This is a genomic window from Xenorhabdus eapokensis (assembly GCF_001908105.1).
The window spans coordinates 1-18,134 of sequence record NZ_MKGQ01000046.1; the positions used below are offsets into that span (position 1 = coordinate 1).

General features: G+C 45.8%; 18 protein-coding genes. 10 read left to right on the top strand and 8 right to left on the bottom strand.

What is annotated here, in order from left to right; genetic code table 11:
• Positions 1 to 621 (bottom strand): type VI secretion system tip protein TssI/VgrG (tssI, locus tag Xedl_RS17640; RefSeq protein WP_244149741.1); only part of this gene is annotated, 621 nt, incomplete at its 3' end.
• A 1,005-nt stretch (positions 622 to 1,626) separates the two neighbouring features.
• On the opposite strand from tssI, the gene Xedl_RS25880 reads away from it, so the two are divergent.
• The 10 genes from Xedl_RS25880 (at position 1,627) to Xedl_RS17685 (ending at position 9,708) form a co-directional block, all read left to right on the top strand.
• Entirely contained in the window at positions 1,627 to 1,857 is a 231-nt protein-coding gene (locus Xedl_RS25880) for a hypothetical protein (RefSeq protein ID WP_143187468.1), read from the top strand.
• A gap of 448 nt (positions 1,858 to 2,305) precedes the next feature.
• Positions 2,306 to 3,223: an integrase domain-containing protein gene (locus Xedl_RS17645; protein ID WP_074025083.1), complete on the top strand. Its 918-nt coding sequence runs from the start codon at positions 2,306 to 2,308 to the stop codon at positions 3,221 to 3,223.
• A 169-nt stretch (positions 3,224 to 3,392) separates the two neighbouring features.
• Positions 3,393 to 3,986, top strand: coding sequence for an antirestriction protein (locus Xedl_RS17650; RefSeq protein WP_244149739.1), 594 nt, complete (start codon positions 3,393 to 3,395; stop codon positions 3,984 to 3,986).
• A 117-nt stretch (positions 3,987 to 4,103) separates the two neighbouring features.
• Entirely contained in the window at positions 4,104 to 4,544 is a 441-nt protein-coding gene (locus Xedl_RS17655; protein WP_244149740.1) for an antirestriction protein, read from the top strand.
• 124 nt (positions 4,545 to 4,668) lie between these two features.
• Positions 4,669 to 5,211: a hypothetical protein gene (locus tag Xedl_RS17660; RefSeq protein ID WP_074025085.1), complete on the top strand. Its 543-nt coding sequence runs from the start codon at positions 4,669 to 4,671 to the stop codon at positions 5,209 to 5,211.
• Positions 5,212 to 5,227: 16 nt separating this feature from the next.
• On the top strand, positions 5,228 to 5,536 hold the full coding sequence (locus Xedl_RS17665; RefSeq protein ID WP_074025093.1) for a TA system toxin CbtA family protein: 309 nt from the start codon (positions 5,228 to 5,230) through the stop codon (positions 5,534 to 5,536).
• 89 nt (positions 5,537 to 5,625) lie between these two features.
• On the top strand, positions 5,626 to 6,549 hold the full coding sequence (locus tag Xedl_RS17670; protein WP_074025086.1) for a DUF1281 domain-containing protein: 924 nt from the start codon (positions 5,626 to 5,628) through the stop codon (positions 6,547 to 6,549).
• A 101-nt stretch (positions 6,550 to 6,650) separates the two neighbouring features.
• Positions 6,651 to 7,340: an N-6 DNA methylase gene (locus Xedl_RS17675; RefSeq protein WP_074025087.1), complete on the top strand. Its 690-nt coding sequence runs from the start codon at positions 6,651 to 6,653 to the stop codon at positions 7,338 to 7,340.
• A 228-nt stretch (positions 7,341 to 7,568) separates the two neighbouring features.
• The gene (locus tag Xedl_RS17680; protein WP_074025088.1) at positions 7,569 to 8,600 is read left to right on the top strand and encodes a TraI domain-containing protein; all 1,032 of its coding nucleotides are present in this window, start codon (positions 7,569 to 7,571) and stop codon (positions 8,598 to 8,600) included.
• Between the two features lie 79 nt (positions 8,601 to 8,679).
• Entirely contained in the window at positions 8,680 to 9,708 is a 1,029-nt protein-coding gene (locus Xedl_RS17685) for a tyrosine-type recombinase/integrase (protein ID WP_074025094.1), read from the top strand.
• 628 nt (positions 9,709 to 10,336) lie between these two features.
• Here Xedl_RS17685 and Xedl_RS17690 read toward each other — a convergent pair.
• The 7 genes from Xedl_RS17690 to Xedl_RS35720 all read right to left on the bottom strand — a co-directional run bounded on the left by Xedl_RS17690 (position 10,337) and on the right by Xedl_RS35720 (position 17,702).
• Complete coding sequence (locus tag Xedl_RS17690; protein WP_069317051.1) at positions 10,337 to 10,606, bottom strand: helix-turn-helix domain-containing protein; 270 nt, start codon at positions 10,604 to 10,606, stop codon at positions 10,337 to 10,339.
• A 1,155-nt stretch (positions 10,607 to 11,761) separates the two neighbouring features.
• Positions 11,762 to 12,550, bottom strand: a complete 789-nt coding sequence (locus Xedl_RS17695; RefSeq protein ID WP_074020034.1) for an SDR family oxidoreductase — start codon at positions 12,548 to 12,550, stop codon at positions 11,762 to 11,764.
• A 51-nt stretch (positions 12,551 to 12,601) separates the two neighbouring features.
• Positions 12,602 to 13,792, bottom strand: coding sequence for a Bcr/CflA family efflux MFS transporter (locus tag Xedl_RS17700; RefSeq protein WP_074025089.1), 1,191 nt, complete (start codon positions 13,790 to 13,792; stop codon positions 12,602 to 12,604).
• Positions 13,793 to 13,805: 13 nt separating this feature from the next.
• Entirely contained in the window at positions 13,806 to 15,551 is a 1,746-nt protein-coding gene (locus tag Xedl_RS17705) for a thiamine pyrophosphate-binding protein (protein ID WP_074025090.1), read from the bottom strand.
• A gap of 3 nt (positions 15,552 to 15,554) precedes the next feature.
• Entirely contained in the window at positions 15,555 to 16,334 is a 780-nt protein-coding gene (locus Xedl_RS17710) for a phytanoyl-CoA dioxygenase family protein (RefSeq protein WP_074025091.1), read from the bottom strand.
• Between the two features lie 19 nt (positions 16,335 to 16,353).
• Positions 16,354 to 17,436: a 3-phosphoshikimate 1-carboxyvinyltransferase gene (locus Xedl_RS17715; protein ID WP_339373757.1), complete on the bottom strand. Its 1,083-nt coding sequence runs from the start codon at positions 17,434 to 17,436 to the stop codon at positions 16,354 to 16,356.
• A complete protein-coding gene (locus Xedl_RS35720) occupies positions 17,412 to 17,702 on the bottom strand; it encodes a hypothetical protein (RefSeq protein ID WP_279625372.1) in 291 nt (96 codons plus the stop codon). Before Xedl_RS35720 ends, Xedl_RS17715 begins: the two co-directional genes overlap by 25 nt.
• Positions 17,703 to 18,134: the final 432 nt, after the last annotated feature.

Below are 18,134 nucleotides of genomic sequence, written 5' to 3' on the forward strand. Positions count from 1 at the left end.
ACTGGTGTCACCCGGCTGGTAGGGCAGGACAATGCCCGGCGGCACCGAGCCGGCGTCATCGGCAAACACCAGCGTATTGCGCCCGTTGCCGCATTCAAAGAAGTAGAAAATGCCTTCTTCTGCGGTCAGCCGTTGCAGGAAAGCAAAGTCACTTTCCTGATATTGCACACAGAATTCCCGCTCCGGGTGGGCATGGCGCAGACTGAAGATGATGTCACGGATACCGTGCTCTTTCAAAATCGTGGTGATAATGGTCGTAATGTTCCGTTGCTGGAAGATACGCGAGTTTTGCCGCAGGGTAGTGCGCCACAGGTCAGGACGAATACTCATCTGGTAGGTGGTCTGGTGCAAACCGGTATTACCCTGTTCAAAGCTGGCGACCATACCGGTGATACTGCGGCTTTCTGCCCCATCCTGGGTGATCGTCAGGGTGGCGGTGCGATCGAGTACGGCCGGAAAGTCGATAGCCGGATCGGCACTCGCCAGCCCCACCTCCAACGTGAACGGCTGGGAAAAGTGTTCATTCAGGGTAAAATCGGTAACGACAAAGGTTTGCGGCGGTAACCCGCCCGCCGTCAGGGTAAATTGCAGGCCGCTTGGGGTTTTGCCATCACTCAGCATTTGCAGGGCTTTGGTGGCGGCGCTGTGACCGCTGGCGGCTTTCTTTGCCAACCCTTGTCCGTGCCCAACGAGTGTCCCGGTTGCCTGCTGAGCCATCCGGGTGGCTTGTTTCCCCTGCCCAAACAGTGCCTTTCCTTGCTGAAGTTTTGCGATGTGCTTTTTCACTGACATAGATGTCTCCCTGAGATGATAACGGATAACGTGATAACCTGACAGCGATGTCGGTCATCACGCTCGGGCATAACATTTAAATTCATCCGGCGTTGCCTCTGACAAATGTGATGATGAAAGCATCAACAGTACACCGTAAACCTGAGATAATTTGAAGAGGCTGTGATACCAGAATATTGTGCTTAATTCATGAAAAATAATAATGAGGGGGAATGATAAATAAGGGATAAATGAAAACCAAATGAAATCAAGTGAAATAAAAAAACGCCACGACAATGGCAGCGTAAAAAGTTAAAATAATTGCGCCATTAGTGTAATACACTATGTTTTTATCAATGGTTAATTAATTGTTCTGTGGTTTATTGTTAGCAGATTCAATGCTTATCTGGTAACATAATGATTTAATAAGACAAATAAAATATCAAGGGTGTTGAAAATCATGATCATTTTCATTTCGTGATTATGGTCACAAAAATTGTTATTTGAAATGATGACAGCATCTTTCAATCCAATCTTAAAATAAAACACCATAACAAAAATAGATACTTCATTCTTGTTAAAATACAACTCAGATGTTTATTTGTGATAAGAATAAATATCACGATGAGATAATATTGATATAAACACGATGAAAAGATATTTTTCTTTATTTTAGACAGATTGCTGTTCAAACTGATTGAAAATACACCGTGAAAAAGCGGCATAAAACACAGTTTGACCGCGCCTGACACAATCGCTATTATCTTGCTGTTATTTCATGATCCCTCACGCCTGCAAGGATCAGCGTTAAGCGGCGAAGTAAAAACTCCTGTAGCCTGAAAGGGAGTGCATGCAATGCGGTACATCTGCGCACTTTTGGAAGCAGATATCCCCGGACACCTAACCCTCCGTCTGGGGATGAAAGTTTCCCGGTGGTATTCATCACCGGCTATTCACATACATAACCGAGCAGAACAGGCTCTGCCTTACGTTAATCGATACCGTTTTAACCGGTACAACATTCACCTGCATTTTGCATTTATCACGATAAACGTCCCGAAAACGGCGCGGCGTCACTTGTGTTAAAGCGCAGCGTTTACCAAGTGACGCCACAAAGCGGCAAACGTCCATAGCCCATCCGGTCTGGTTTTACGGCCGATTTGAACCCCGCATTACTCAGTGAAACCACGTAAAACAGACTATTAACCACCCTGTTGTCTGATGGATAAACGATTGTCCTATCGGATTTTCAACCCACTGCCTGATTGCAGGCTGATGCAGTAAAAATTAAGGAGAAATTCATCACGTCAAGATAATGAGGCGTTCATCCTGAATAAATCAGGCACTGAACGGGGAGCATGTCATCGCTGTGCTGAGCACGTCGCGAGCTCCTGCAATAACTCAACACAATCCCGCCCTGCTACACATTGTCTGACGCACCACGGAACGGTGAACCTGAACCGACACGCAGGGAATTGTTTTAAAAACGACTAAAAATGAATAAAACACAAGCAAAACAGCAGGAGAGGCGAGAATGGCGCAGGGATCGACACGTTCAAAGGTTGAGCAGTTCAGAAAAGCCTTTATTACTCATGCCCGACAGGCGGGCGGAAGTTTTGTGACAGTGGCTGATCGTGAGCGGATTGCCCGGTATTTCCTTGATTATTTAAAAAACAATGGCATCAAACTCCGGCAAATGGATAGCCTGAAGGTGAAATATATTGAGCGCTACATCGCTGAACGGAAAGCTCACCACATTAATCACCGGACATTGCAAAATGAAATGTCGGTGCTGCGAGCCATTTTAGCGCAGGCGGGAAAGCACAAGCTGGCTGATCCCGATAATGCCCGCCTGAGTAACCGGGCATTGGGTATCGCTGAGACGAGCCGCAAGGGAACGAAAACGGCGTTGACACCGGCCGCGTTCCGGGAAATTTTTCAGCAGGTGGAACAAAAAGACCGGCGAGTGGCAGCGGTGATGCAACTGGCTTATGTACTGGGGCTGCGCACCAAAGAAGCGATCGAAGCCTATAAATCGTTAGCGACCTGGAAAAAAGCGCTGGAAAACGGGCATACCTCTGTGCGGGTGGTGTTCGGCACCAAAGGCGGACGTCCAAGACAAACGGTCATATTGGATCGGGAAGCCCTGCAACACGCGATTGCTTATGCGGAACGCGAGCAGACTGGGCATGGCGGCAAACTGATTGATAAGCCGACGATCACGCAGGCCATAGACCGTTACCGCTATATTGTCAGACGTGCAGGACTGAGCGGCAAGAAAGCCCCACACAGTATGCGCTACCATTTTGCCCAGCAATCCGGCGAACATTATACCGCGCAGGGCTTCAGCGAGCAGGAAGCACAGGCCCTGGTCTCGATGGATTTGGGGCATGGCGATGGGCGTGGGCGCTATATCCGGCAGGTATATTACCAGAATATTGAGGGTGAATAAGATCATCCCGTTTCTGACATTATTTTCAGTATCAGAAAATGAATTACCTATTGATCTTAATATGTTCATTGATTAGCGTAGCCAGACTTATCCATGATCCGGTCGCTTGTGAGGATCACCTTCGGGCAGCGACACCCACACTCCCGTAGCCTGCAAGGGAGTACACACTGTGTGGTACATCTGCCCACCTTTGGAAGCAGATATCATCTTTGTTGATGATGAAGGTTATTTAATCCACGCTGGCAACCCAGCCAGTCAACCCGGACGGGGAACATGCTTCCCGTCGGGCAAGGTGTTCTCCGTTATTTTAAAGGAGTCCACCATGCAACAAAACGAAACCAGGACAACGGTGCATGCTGTACCGGCGTCTGAATTGTCCCCTTTTGCGGACGTCTTTCCGCGAAGTAGCCCACTGGAATTGAGGCTGCTGGAACACTCGGTCATTAAAGCGGCGGTTACGCTGTGTGAGGATTACCGGTGTGATACCTGGCAGTGCCGGAAAGTGTCCGACAAAATTGCCTATGCCGTGCCGACCCGTGCTGACACGTATGGGGTCAAAATCGAGACCACTGACTTTAACAGCGAGGTGTCAGCAGATACGTTCGGGCTGATGGTCACCCTGACGGTACTGGGCTATCTGACGGCACTGGTAAAGCAGGATGAAATCGCTGAACGGTTGTGTGATTTGCGGGAATATGCGCTGCAACACCCCCAGGCCCCGTGTATCCGGGCGGCTTTAAGTTTAGCGGGGGCATGGCGATAATTTAATCTACCCTGGCACAATGCCAGTCACCCGACGGGGAATTCCTTTCCCATCGGGCAGGGTGTTCTCCGTCTTTTTTATTTACAGGAGAACATCATGCAAGAAGGTGACCTTATCATGCTGGACAGTCCCGCGCTGTCCGCGGCATTTCCCGGTAAAAAATCGCTGGAGCGGTTGTTTCTGGGGTTTCTGATTGTCAATACCGCTTCAACGTTATGCAAAAATGACCCGTATGAACAATGGACAGGCCGGCAGGTGTCTGAGTCGCTGGCCTATATGGTGCCAACCTCAGCGAAAAACTATCCGGTTTACCTGTCGGACACGCAGTTAACGGTGACACTCTCAGCCGATGCCTTCGGGCTGGCGGTGACGTCAATCGTGCTTGCCCGTATCGCCGCGCTGAATGAGCTGAATGCGGATGCCTGTCGGTTTCGCGAATTGCGGGAATATGCGAAGCAACATCCGGAAAACGGCCTGATAGAATCAGTCATGACATTGAGATTCCACGAGGACTTTATCAGCCCGTCATTAATCGAAAATCAAAATCATCATCATTGAGGTTATCGGCCTATGTCGCTGTTAACCCTGCTCTTTTCTTAAGCGCCTGGCCAGGGAGCCGAAAACACCTTCCCGGCATCGGGCGGGTGTTTTCTTTATTTGACATTCAATCAAGGAAATACCGATGAACCCGATTTTTCTGCCCGTGCCGGCTGAAACCAACCCGGCCTTACGTGAAGATATTTTTACTGCCCAGGTCACCGGCCTGATACAACCCCCACAAATGCCCCCGTCTCTGCGGGCGGAAACCCTGACGGTGTGCGAAGCTTTCTCGGTTATGGAAGTGGTGCAGCGGCTGAAGGTTATCCATTTACTGGGGGACTGGCCGGTGCCGGAGACTCCATCCGGTCAGGCGGCGTGTGTGTTTTTTCCGCTGACCGTCATGATTTATGACGCCGGGGACAGAAAGGTGCTCGGTGGCCGGTTTTATGACGAGATTGTCTGGGCACAGCCGGTGACGCTGGCCTCAGAGCGCCTGTCACTGGTACAACGGCAACAGCAGTTGTGTCAGTCGGCGGTATTTGAGCAGGGCTGGCAGAATATGCAGGCTGCCAGTGCACTGTGGCATGAGGCGCACTTACTGTCGCTGCATGGGGTTTCGCCCCGTTATCAACAGTGCCGTGAAGTGCAGGATATTCTCCGGCACAGCACGACAGTCAGTATTTAACGTGGGAGATATTACTATGGCACCTTTACGTTTAACCGTCTGGCAGGTGATTGCCGGCACGCTGCTGAAACGGCATTTTGGCCTGAACCTGAATGATACGGCCCTGTGTGACGCTGACACGGTGGCTGAACTGATGGCCAGTGGCGTCCAGCCCTTTGAAGCCATCAACGCGTTGGTGGATAAATACGATTTAACCCGGCTGAATGCGCAGGGTATCCAGAGCAGTACACCGTATCTGGGTATTCATGATGAACTGAGGGCGATTTTCGACAGCGGTATTACCGAAACGCTGCTCAGTCAGGACACCGGGTCACAGCCCAAATAACCTATTTTTCAATCACCCATCGGGGGAGCTGTGCCCTGATGGCGCGGTTCCTCCGGTTTATGCTGATTCATCCAATGAGGAACCTGACCATGGCAGAATGGTATACTAATCAACTGGACATCACCGGTAAGTCGGTGTGTATTGACGTAATGCAACAATGGGTCTGCGGGGAAGAAACCCCCCGTTACCGCCAGGCGGTACAGCAAAGCCTGCGGCTGTTTCTGGCCGGCTGTGCGGGGATACTGAAACCGACTAAACCGCAAACCTATGCGCCTTACCCGGCACTGGTGTGCGGCACGGCGGCGCCGACGGCACAGAACCTGGCTTTTGAACAGTGGCTTAAGTTGTTGCAGGATAATGTGCCGTTAAACAGCGACAACATTAAACGGACCGATAACCTGTACCGCCAGTCCTGTCTCAGCCTGTTGCGTTGGGAAAGCGTACCGGCACCGGCGCGTGACATTATCACCCGTCTCCTGACCCGCCAGTATACCGACTGGTTTGGCATGGTGGGCTGGTCTGAAACTATCGATATCGGCGCGTGCTGGGATAAGCTGAACACTTACCCGGGATCGGCGCAGCCCTGCGATATGCTGATGATAATGCCGACCCGCCTTGCCACCGAGATTAACGGCAACAGTGGCTTGCTCAAAGGCATCGCGACTCCGGCGCAGTTTTACGACGCGCAATACGGTATGGAATGGCCGTTGGGTCACCATGTCCGCTGGGAGCGCCGGCATGTCAGCAGCCTGACCGTGCGCTTTGATTCCCCCTGGGCACCGCCTTCGGCCGAACTGATGGGCGAGCTGTCATCGGTGTTTGACTGTGAAATCCGCCACGGGTACAGCGAACCGTCAGGAAGCCTCAAAGGTTACGATTGCTATGACCAGGGCGAGCATGTGGACAGTGGCAACGGGCTGTCAGGACGGGAGAACCGGCCTGCGCTTTATCTGGTCAACGATGACAAGCGGGCGGTGAACCTGCCTGTGCCGGCCATTGCCGTTGGGCAGTAACGCATTGCTTATTTAAACTATACCAACCGAATGGGGAAGCACGTTCCCCTTTCGGGACGCGTTTTCCTTTTTCTTTTTTTGTTCTTCAGGGAAAACAGGTGATGGCATCTCAACCCGATTATCAGAAAGCCTTTATTTCTTTGTTTAACCAGACGGCACGTGACCACCGTCGTTATCAGGTTTTTCAGGACTTTTGCAATTGTGCGATGGCCGCCATTCACAATAAATACCATTATTGTGGGGCGCTGGAGCAGTATTACCTGAAAACCATCAATAAGTACGAACGGGAGGATGTTGACCGGATTGTAGAACTCTTTTCCTGTACCGTGCTGGGACTGGTGCAGGAACCCGGTGATTTTCTGGGCAGTGTGTTTATGCAGCTGGGATTGGGTGATAAAGACCTCAACCAGTTTTTTACCCCCTGGTGCGTGGCCAGAATGATGGCGGAGATGCAGTTGCAGGATGTCTCTGCACGCTTGCAGGAGAAACCCTTTGTCACCCTGTACGAGCCGGCCTGTGGGGCGGGTTGTATGACGCTGGCCGCTGCCGACGTCCTGAGAGCGCAGGGGCATGATCCGTTATGCAGTCTGTGGGTCTCAGCGATTGATATTGATCCGCTGGCCGCGGTGATGGCCTACATCCAGCTTGCCCTGACCGGCATTCCGGCCGCGGTCACCATTGGCAATGCCCTGCATGATGGCGGCAGTCAGCGAACCCGCTATACACCGGCACATTATCTGGGTAACTGGTCGAACCGTTTACGGGAGCATCAACAGCCACAGGCAGCCTGAATTTTTCTCAGTATCTATTCTATTGTTCTCATGCGCCTTTCGGGGCGCTTTCTTACTTTTGAGTAGTGTTAATACATTGATTTATAGTAAAAATTAAGGTGATCCGATAAGTGAATCTATGGATGAATCGGGTCAGTTTAATTTTCATTTCCGCAAAAAGAGTTTTCCCTTGTTTCCGATTGGGATCCACCGACACTGAACCCAATTTGAACCGAAAGAGGAAAGACCATGTTTGCGCGTTTTAAATCGCATTTTGTCCGCCAGTCTGCCACACCGCAAAAATCCCCCGAGCAACAACCGGCCGCTATTCGTGACAGCCGGGGCTATTTCCGGCCGCAATCGGCTGACGAGTTACTGGCAACGCCCCTGCGCCGCCAGTGTCTTCAGCAATTATGGCAAAACAGTGCCTTGCCGGAAGGGCTGTATCAGCGTTTCTATCTTGCACCGGTGAAGCAATTGCTGGGCAGTGTCCAGCAAATACCCGCCACACCGGAAGGTGACTGGTCAGGGGCAGGGGGATTTGCCGACCTGACGCTGCAATTTACCACCTGTGCCGTGCGGCTGGCGAAAGGGCATCTGTTACCACCGGGGGCGGCACCGGAAACGCAGGCGACCCAGAGCTTGCTATGGCAGGCCGTCGTGTTCTGGGCGGCGTTGTTTTACCACCTGCCGTTATTGCGACAGCTCGAAGGGGAACTGGAAGACGGGCATGTCTGGCAACCGGGCATGGGTATCCCCGATAAACCGTTTCGTTTCCGTTTTCGCGCACCGGAGAACATACCGTCGGTTCCGCAGGAAGTGTTGCTGGCTGCCTGTTTGTTACCAGAAAAAGCCATGATGTGGCTGGTGAGTGTACCGGCAGTCTGGCATTGTCTGATGCAGCATCTCAATGGGGGTCCCTCCACTGTTCCGCTGATAGATACCTTGCTTCAGGACGCTGCCGGGCAGGTTCATTCCCCTTTGCGGGGGAAACAGGAAGTTTCTCCATCTCCGGCGAAGGAGGCGGCGTGCTCTTCCGAATACAATCCGGTACCGGAAACGAGACCCACGCCGCCTGTCAGTGAAATCACAGCCCCACCGCCATCCGTGTCTGATGATACCCTGACATTATTATCCTTATTTCAGTCACCTGATGGATCTTCGCCGCAAAATCAGGGAAAAAGTCACCCCCCCGCCTCGAAACTGACCAAATGGTCAAAACGGGAGAAAGAAAGTATTGCCCCTGACAGTCACCAGCATTCATCATTTAAAGATAAATAATTTAAACAGTTATTTTTATTTTATTGCCGCGAATTGTTTTTGGACAGGAAACGGCAGGATGAGCCGAGGAAAAAATAATATGTTGCACACAGCAGAACCCCTCAGTTGGGAAGCGCTATTAGAAGAGTACTTTTTTTCACATATCCTGCGACCGGATACCGAATGGAGTTATCGTAAGGTCACACGGGGTTTTATCCGGTTTATGGGGGAAGCGGTATCACCGGCGCAGATCACTCATCGGGATGTGTTGCGGTGGCGGCGCCATCTTCTGGTGGAAAAAAAGCAGTCGAGCCATACCTGGAACAATAAGGTAGCCCACCTGCGGGCGATTTTTAATTTCGGTATGGCGCAAAAATTGCTGCCCCACACCGAAAACCCGTTTAACCACGCCGTGGTTAAAAAAGAGAAGAAAAAGAAGAAGATTTTGAGTCAGTCGCAGATAACCCGTATTAACCTGTTGATGGGGAAGTTTGCGGAAGAAGAAAGAACCGACGTGATGCCACGGGGAGGGCGGTGTGCGCTGTACCCAACCTGGTATTGGTCAACCGTGCTGGCGACATTGCGCTTTACGGGGATGCGCCAGAACCAGTTACTGCACCTGCGGCTGCGGGATATTAATCTGGAAAGCAATTATATTGAACTGGGGCTGGAAGGCAGTAAAAACCACAGCGAATGGGAGATACCGATTATTCCGCAACTCAAACCCTGGCTGGCACAACTCGTGGCAAGGGCGATGGCTGCCGGTGCTGAAGGCCACGATCCAATTTTCGATCTCAGCCGGTTAAGTGTGCCGCACCCCAGCCGGCTTTCCCGTTACCAATATGATATCAATCGGGAAAAACAACAGCTCCGTTCTTTCTTTCGTCGGCTGTCCAGGGAGTGTGATTTTGCCGTCTCGCCTCACCGTTTTCGCCATACCGTGGCCACGACGCTGATGAAAGCGCCGGATCGGAACCTGCCGTTGGTGAAAAGATTACTGGGGCATCGTAATGTCGCGACCACGATGGAGTACATTGATCTCGATATGGAAGTGACGGGGAAAACACTGGAGCGGGAGCTGGGATTGTACACCGATCGTTCTGATGAGCCTGCCGGTGAGAAGGAATAAAGCGGATTAAAAAGAACAGGGCGGGTTTCAGTCAGGAGGAGGGGATTGATTGAACCGCCCTGCATCAATAGTGGAGAGTATGAAAAGATAATTGATACCGATCCGGCATCCCATGAAGTTTATACCTGACTTGACATCAGAATCAATTACTGAAATCATTACCTTAAACAAGAAAAGGGCAACTGATAAAACAGCCACCCTGTCATCTTGTCTTAAATGTTCTTATCAACTAAACAGTACAAATTGAACTGATTAGGCTTTAACATTTAATTAACGATTGATTCTTTTTCGCGCTTTTGTCAGGGAATTTAACAATATACGACAAACCCGCATGGAAATTTGGTGCCGGAGGCGGAATCGAAAAACATTATAACGTGTTGAATTTATAAAGTCTATTATCTTTCATTCCGTTTATGCCCCTTTTAATGCCCCCAGATTTTTTTGCTTACCTTTTCTTTTCTATCTTGCTGATTTTGCTTATTTATATCATTAGTTGTGTATTTTTAAATCATCTTAAAGCAAAAAAGCCGTGAGGGTTAAAAATGGTCAAATTGGGCTGCCATTTTGATCTCAGGGCTTGATATAAAAAATATTCATTTTTACGACATCGATCACAAATTACAGCGGGTTATTCCTGTGGCTTAGAGCGGGCTTTCCTTTCTAATAATTCACCAGTATAAGAATCGAAATAACGGCTGGGCCAGATCTCTGAGGGATGGATGCCAAGGTAATCTGCAATGATCCATTCACCTTTCGGCCACGGTCTGCTGAATGCATTTGCTAATGTTGATGAACTGAGTCCTGCTTCGCGGGAAACCGCCGCTAAGGTTGTACCACGTTTCCGTAATGCGGCGATGATATCGGCCTGATGCCAATCATTCCTAACGTTGTTATTCATTCCTGCTACCCCTTCCATTAATTAATATTGATGGTGGCGATTCAGACAGGGTTAGCAGACCGGCGCTTACTCCGGCGAGACGTGAGTCTCCCCCACCTGAATCGCCATAGAAAAGGCGAATGCAGGCACACTGGTAAAACATCTTACCAGTGTATAAGCGCACAAGGCTGCTAAACCTTGACCATTAGATTGTGCTAATGGCGGGAATACTTTAACTGATTGTTTTATCTAACTCAATAACTGAACGACTAAGTTTAACGGCTATAACTCCTCTCAAAAGCGCACAAACTCAGGGAAGAACACGGACGGCTAAATCAATCTTTGTTGTTTGTTCTCGTTCGTGATCGCTTCGCTATCCGTATTTCCCCTGTGATTTTCAGACTAATTTTACTCATTTTGAAACATTTTCCCTGCGTGTCGGTTAGGTTCACCGTTCCGTGGTACGTCAGATAATGTGTATACAGGGCGAGGGTTTCGGTAAGTTTTTGCAGGAGTTCGCTACGTGCTCTGCACGGCGGTGGAGTACTCCCCGTTCAGTGCCTGATTAACTCAGGATGAACGCCTCATTATTCGTGACGTGTGATCTCTCCTTTCTTTAATGCATCGGCCTGTTACAAGGCAGAGGGTGAAAAATAAACGAAATAAGTGAATTAAGGCAGAAAAATGCCAATGAAAAGTGGTGACACTGAGTAAAACGGGTTCTAATTGTTCGCAAAGCCAGACTGTACGTGCTCTGGACGTTGACGCTTGGCAGCGTCACTTGGTAATCGCTTCGCTTAAACACAAGTGACGCCGCGCAGTTTTCGGGACGTTTATTGTACGTTAGTCAAGGCGTGGATGAAAATCGCACAGAGTAAAATTGTTATAGCGAACGTGGCAGGGGGGACTGCTCAACGTGTGTGATAAGCCGGTGCATAAAGAAACCGGGAAACTTTCATCATCGATACACTGGGTTATTTTTTCGACGATATCTGCTTCCAAAAGTGTGCAGATGTACCGCAAATTTTGCTCTCCCTTTCAGGCTACGGGAGTTTTGTTTCGCCGCTTAATGCTGATCCTTGCAGGCTATGGATCATTGATAACAATTAAATACTTTATCGATTGAATCGAGCGGGGTCAAATTTTGCTTGATGATGGGATATAGAAGGATGCGCCTTAAAAAACACCGGAATAGGCACCACCATCAATAAGGATGTTTTGTCCCGTTATATAACTTGCATAATTACTACACAAAAAAGCACAATACGCACCAAATTCTTCGGGAGTACCAAACCGTCCAGCCGGGATTTTCTGGCTTCGTTGTATTGCCATACTTTCCGGCGAATCTCCGCATCTTGACGCTTTTTGTACAAATGTTTGTCTCAGACGATGGGTATCGAAAGCGCCAGGTAATAGATTATTTATGGTAACATTATTACTCATCAGCGCATGAGATTTTGCCAGACCACTAATGAAAGTTGTTAGCCCCCCTCGTGCTCCGTTTGATAATCCCAGCTCACTTTGAGGCGCTTTCACTGTTCCAGAAGTAATATTGATAATACGCCCAAAACAGCGATTAACCATTTTATCCATGACAGCCTGAATCAGGCTGATTGGAGTAAGCATATTAGTATTAATGGCCTGATACCATATTTCACGAGTCCAGTCGGAATAAATGCCTGTTGGTGGCCCCCCCGCATTTGTGACAAGGATATCCACCACAGGTGGTGTATTCAGCACAGTATCCTGAATTTCTGATTGTGTTATATCACCTGATACCCATTTTACGGATATAGCAGAATTTATATTTTGAAGCTGTTGTGCCGCCACTTTCAGTTGTTCAGATCTTCGTGCGTTAATAACAACATTTACACCTTCTGCCACTAGTGCAGCAGCGCAAGCAAATCCTAAACCTTCGCTGGCTGCACATATGACAGCCCAGCGACCCGCGATTCCAAGATCCATATTCTCTCCGTTAGTGTGACAGTGAAGATAACATTATCAATGTTGGTTGCTCTATAAGCGCCGGTTTTTTGTTTCGGATACCCTATACAGGGTAAAAGTAATGAAAACAAAACAAATCAAGGCAAGAATGAAAAGTCCCCACATTAAACCCGTTGCTGTTGTTGTATGCCCACTAGAGAAAAACCATAATACAATGGCTGCCCCGGCCATTTTTAATGCGCCTTGTAACGCACTGCCTGTTCCGGACAATTTTGGATGTCCATGCAAACTTATCCCAAGTAATAATGGAGAAGACAGTCCACACCCTAGCCCTACCGCAAAACTATAAATAATGATAAATTCAATCGACAATATCTGAGTAAAATAAATAAAAATGAGCGCCATCGCTGTAAACAATACTAATAACGGGAGTGAAACTTTCAGAATTCTTTCAGGTGTGGAATGTGACAACCATTTTTTTGTCAGCAACGAACCTATGACGATCCCAGCAGAATAAACCATAAACAGATATCCATTCTGTGATGAAGATAATTCAAATTGTGTCTGGAATACGAAAGGGCTGGCAGTAAAATAACCAATGGTAATAGCAAACAAAACGGCAGAAACAACACTATATACAACAAAATTAATGTCAGATAACAGAATTCGAAAACCTGTTATTCGGCCATTGTCTGTTGATTTCATCGGTGATGTTTCCGGCAACGTCATTTTTACAAAAAATGCACCTATCAGCATCATTATGGTAAGGGCTATAAAATTAAACTTCCACGGCAGATATTCTGTAATATACCCGCCTATGACTGGTGCAAAAGCAGGCGAAACTTGTGATGCCATCGAAAAAATAGCCAGTGATTTAGATAATTCCGTCTTATCGCGGAAAGTATCACTGAGTATAGCTCTGCTAATGACCGGACAGCCACCTGCACCAATACCGGTCAGAAGCCGGAATAGAGATAATGCGTGAAATGATTCAGCCGTAGAAGTCAGATAATTACCAATAGCGGAAAATAATAAGGAAAATACAATGACAGGAATACGTCCGTGTTTATCGGAGAGAGGCCCATAAAAAAGTTGGGATACAGCGAAACCAATGAGATAATAAACAACAAGGCTTTGTGCCTGATTGTCAGTAATTGCGAGTGCGGTTTTTATTATAGGGAGAGCTGGATTATAAAGATCTATAGAAAATAATCCCAATACCAGTATAACGCACGAATTGATGATAATAAGTTTTGACTTCATGCTTTTTCACCTTTCATACGAGTGGGAACGCTTTTATGCGTTTGTTATATTCTTTATTTGGTGTTGTGTGCTGGTTGTCACATTTAATTTCGATCAAGAATGGGCTGTTCTGTTGCATAATTTCGGCAATGCATTCCTGTAATTGATCAGGAGAATTGACACACAAACAGTTTAACCCTAATCCTCTCGCCAATTGACACCAATCATAATCGGGAATTTTTGTCAGATCTGTTTTGTTATCTTTATTATTAAAATAGCTTGCAGCATAAGATGCATTATTAAAGACAATGAAAAGTATATTGCGATGGTATTTTGATGCTGTGGCTAACTCCATTCCCTGCATTAACATACAACCATCACCTGTTATAACCATACATTTTCTATCTGGAGCAGCAAAGCTGGCTCCTATCCCTGCTGGGATACTCCAGCCCATAGGGCCAAGTGTGGTTGCTGATATATACGCTTCAGGTCTGCGGGCGATCCAGTGATGACCAAAAAATGATCGGTGCGCACCAGAATCAACACTGACTATTCCATTTTCTGGAAAATGTTTCTGGAGGATATTGATATAGGATGCTGGGTGTCTTGTTGCATCGCCTGTTGCGCTAAAATCAATAGGGAAATACTTGGGAATTATACTGAGGTATTGTAACCATTTCTCCCGTTTAGAACGGCCTTTCATGAGAATATTAGGGTAATGTTCATCAAGAGCTTCCAGGAATGCACTACTGTTTGCTGTGATCCCACAAGTAATATCAAGGTATTTACCAAGATATTCGGGATTAGTATCCACCTGAACCGTTCTACCTGAAAGCTGTAAGTCTGGAGACCATAACATAGTGCTCCACTGAGTGGTATCCATGCCCAATAAAATAATACCTTCCAACTCTGGATTCTTAAATGCTTCAATCGCTCTGGGACTCCCTGAATAACCATAAATACCGAGTGACAGAGGATGATCTTCTGGAAATATCCCTTTACCACTCAGCGTTGTTGCTACTGGGAAATGATACTTTTCTGCAAATGCTAACAGTGTATCAGCCGTTTCAGGTGTTTTACTGCGTAACCCCGCGAGAATGATGCATTTATGGGTTTTACTCATGAAATTTTCAAATTCGGGTGAGCACATTTTATTAATATCGACCGGACGATTTTTCCAAGAATCAGCAATGCTTGAACTAATGTCGGGGCGATTTTCATCATATTCATTTAAAATTTCCTTACTGACTCCCAGATACACAGGACCCCTTTCAATTCCTTTCATTGCCCGAAGTGATTCTCTCAGAAATCGGCTGATTGATTGACCCGCTTTCACTTCAAATGTTGCGCGAGTTACCGGAGAAAAAATGGCTTGTTGGTTAATTCCAGATTGGGTACTGTCCTGTAATACATTGTGCATTTCCATTGCTGAAGAAATTTGACCAGCTAAGAGTAAAACAGGAAAATTATCTGTGTAGGCGGAAGTTATGCCTGTCAGAGTATTTGTAACACCAGGGCCACCAATGACTAGACATATACCAAAATTGTCAGAAACACGAGCATATCCTTCTGCCATATAAGCAGCCCCCGTTTCGCAGGCGGTGACTACCGGAACAGGAAAAATATCTAATACTGAATCATTATCTTTCGGGTAACATTTCATGAATGCATTAATGAGTTTACCTGGTACCATAAAGAGATGAAAAGCACCTAATCGGCGTAGCTGCCTCAATATATAAGATGCTCCATTTTCTTTCTGTCCATCATTTGAATATGTCATAGTTCATAGCCCTATAAAGTGTATATTTTGCTTTTTCATTATTTTTAATGAATCCTCATGAAATGAGTCCGGGTATCGGACATTAGGCATATCTGCAAAATAAGGTTTTGGGCTTTTGGGGAGATAATCTGAAACATGCATATTATGTTGAGCACGATCCCGAAGGTACTGTAGGTATGGTTCGTTATGTTGTTCTGAAGCAGAGACTGTCCATTGTAAAGCTAATTTGGTGTTATCAGGCGCCTTATCAGGATAAGTGCTTCTGTGAGTTATTCTGTTATCCCAGAGAATAAGATCACCGGCTTTGCTCATGATAACTTTTTCGTAGGCTTGTGGAATATTCAACATACTTTTCACAGTGGCTTGATCTAGCCGATGAGAAAAGGGGATGAGTGTTATTCCCCCGCCATGATCAGGCTCATTATCCTGCAAATAGATAGCACACTGCATAAATTGTAAGTGTGTATCAGGATTTATTACCTCATCAGGTAAAAAATAGGCATCATTGTGCCAAGGGATATAAACACTTTCCCGAATCGTAAAATTAGGGAATAAAGAAAAAGTTCTGCCAAAAATCTCCTTGATTGCCGTAATTGCTTTATCATTCAAAATAGCATGAAATATTTCAGTGTTTTTTAATATTTCTGTTGGAAGAAGAGTTGAAAGATTATTTATTTCAGAGGTTTTTTTATAAAAATCTCTGATAGTTTTAATCTCTTCTTTGCCTATTATTTCAGGTATTACAACATAACCCTGTTCGCACATTTTTTTGGTGATATTCATATTGATATCCTCAATAAAATTAATAAGCTGACTCAGATTGGTAAATCATTTCTTTGAATGTAATACCAAGTTGCTCAAACTCTTTAAAGAAAGAAGGGAATGAACAATGGACATCTTCATAACCATCAATGTAATTAGTCTGTTGACAACGTAATGACGCTACAAATAAAGACATAAAAATACGATGATCCCCCCAACTAGACAGTTTACAATTTCCAGAATAGGATGATGCTCCATGAATTTCGAAGCCGTCATAAACATCATTTATAATCAAGGGTTGAATGTTAACACCCAATTTTAGTAACTCATTTACCATTGCTTTTATTCTTGGTGATTTATGAAGACGGGTTATAGATCCCCCGGTAACTCTGAAACAGCCATTGACATATATTCCTATTGAAGCTAACGTAGGTACAATATTAGGGCAGTTGCTGACATTAAACTCATAGTTTCCAGTGAGTAGACCTTTTCTATTAATCAACCTAATTTCGTTTTTTTGATCATTTCTAATGACTTCCACTCCCATTTCTTTAACAAATGCCAGAATAGCCTGCTCACCTTGTAAGCTCTTACTATTGATATTTTTAAGTGTCAAATCACATGGAAATAAAGTCGCTACCGCAACCAGATAAGAACACGAAGTGTAATCGCCTGTTATTGTATATTCAGCAGGACTGTATTTACCAGGGAACACCGTAATTTTGGAGAAATTTTCATTATGCTTAAATTTAATGCCGGCTATTGCAAGAACTTCTAATGTCTGCCGAATATAGGATAATGATAGGATCTCTCCTTTGATTTTCACTGTAGTACTTTTTTTAGCAAGGGGGGCTGTGAAAAGAATTGCTGTAATAAATTGGGAACTAATGTTTCCTTCGATTTCGCATTCACCACCAATATACCCTCCCCAATTGATGAAAGGTGCTTTTCCGTTCATATGAACACTGGAGATGTTTCCACCCAATTCAACAAGTGAATTCAGTAAAGGTTCCATCACACGAGTTCTGAGAGTTGCATCACCCGATATCACAGCGGGAGTTTCACTGTGGCAAGTAAGGGCAGTTATTACACGGAAGACTAGCCCCGAACCGAGAGCATCAATGACTTTTTTCCAGGGTTAATTTTACCACCAGTTCCATAAATAATTAATCTTCTCGGTTCCTCAATAATTCTGGCTCCAATACTGCGACATGCTTCTTTCATTGTACTGGTTTCCAGACAACGTAAGTCATTATTAATAATTGACTTACCGTCAGCCAAGCTGGCAGCCAGAATAGCTCGTTGAGTTTCTGGCTTCGATGAGGGTATATAAGCGGAATGAAGAATATAATTAGATGGATTAACAGCCAGATATTTTGATGACAACATAACTTTACTTTTCCTTTCATAATAATATTGCAGACAGATGAAATATCCCGCTTTTTGGTAACTGAGTATTTATAAAACAAAATATGAAATGCATTTTTATGTAATTTAACCATGTTGTTAAATTTTAATGTGTTTTTAATTTCGTGAGATAGAATTAAAATATGATCTCCTTATTTTTATTATCGTGTAAATTCTAACAATTGTACTTTACAGATATTAAACGGCTGATATACATCTTTAAAGTTTAATTAATTCAATTTTATTTGATTTGTTTGTCAGTTTATAATCAAATATTATAAAAACAAAAATATAAAATATTAATTTCTTTAATTATAAATAAGATTTCATAATAGCGCTACACTCCTTTTTTTCATGCCCGGTTTTTGATGTGATGAATATGATCCCAAAAATTCATCGACATCTTTGAGCAAC

Bases quoted from the DNA above. Each gene is read 5' to 3' on its own strand.
- Xedl_RS25880 (WP_143187468.1), top strand. From the start codon at position 1,627: ATGCGGTACATCTGCGCACTTTTGGAAGCAGATATCCCCGGACACCTA.
- Xedl_RS17645 (WP_074025083.1), top strand. From the start codon at position 2,306: ATGGCGCAGGGATCGACACGTTCAAAGGTTGAGCAGTTCAGAAAAGCC.
- Xedl_RS17655 (WP_244149740.1), top strand. From the start codon at position 4,104: ATGCTGGACAGTCCCGCGCTGTCCGCGGCATTTCCCGGTAAAAAATCG.
- Xedl_RS17660 (WP_074025085.1), top strand. From the start codon at position 4,669: ATGAACCCGATTTTTCTGCCCGTGCCGGCTGAAACCAACCCGGCCTTA.
- Xedl_RS17665 (WP_074025093.1), top strand. From the start codon at position 5,228: ATGGCACCTTTACGTTTAACCGTCTGGCAGGTGATTGCCGGCACGCTG.
- Xedl_RS17670 (WP_074025086.1), top strand. From the start codon at position 5,626: ATGGCAGAATGGTATACTAATCAACTGGACATCACCGGTAAGTCGGTG.
- Xedl_RS17675 (WP_074025087.1), top strand. From the start codon at position 6,651: ATGGCATCTCAACCCGATTATCAGAAAGCCTTTATTTCTTTGTTTAAC.
- Xedl_RS17680 (WP_074025088.1), top strand. From the start codon at position 7,569: ATGTTTGCGCGTTTTAAATCGCATTTTGTCCGCCAGTCTGCCACACCG.
- Xedl_RS17685 (WP_074025094.1), top strand. From the start codon at position 8,680: ATGTTGCACACAGCAGAACCCCTCAGTTGGGAAGCGCTATTAGAAGAG.
- Xedl_RS17690 (WP_069317051.1), bottom strand. From the start codon at position 10,606: ATGAATAACAACGTTAGGAATGATTGGCATCAGGCCGATATCATCGCC.
- Xedl_RS17695 (WP_074020034.1), bottom strand. From the start codon at position 12,550: ATGGATCTTGGAATCGCGGGTCGCTGGGCTGTCATATGTGCAGCCAGC.
- Xedl_RS17700 (WP_074025089.1), bottom strand. From the start codon at position 13,792: ATGAAGTCAAAACTTATTATCATCAATTCGTGCGTTATACTGGTATTG.
- Xedl_RS17705 (WP_074025090.1), bottom strand. From the start codon at position 15,551: ATGACATATTCAAATGATGGACAGAAAGAAAATGGAGCATCTTATATA.
- Xedl_RS17710 (WP_074025091.1), bottom strand. From the start codon at position 16,334: ATGAATATCACCAAAAAAATGTGCGAACAGGGTTATGTTGTAATACCT.
- Xedl_RS35720 (WP_279625372.1), bottom strand. From the start codon at position 17,702: ATGTTGTCATCAAAATATCTGGCTGTTAATCCATCTAATTATATTCTT.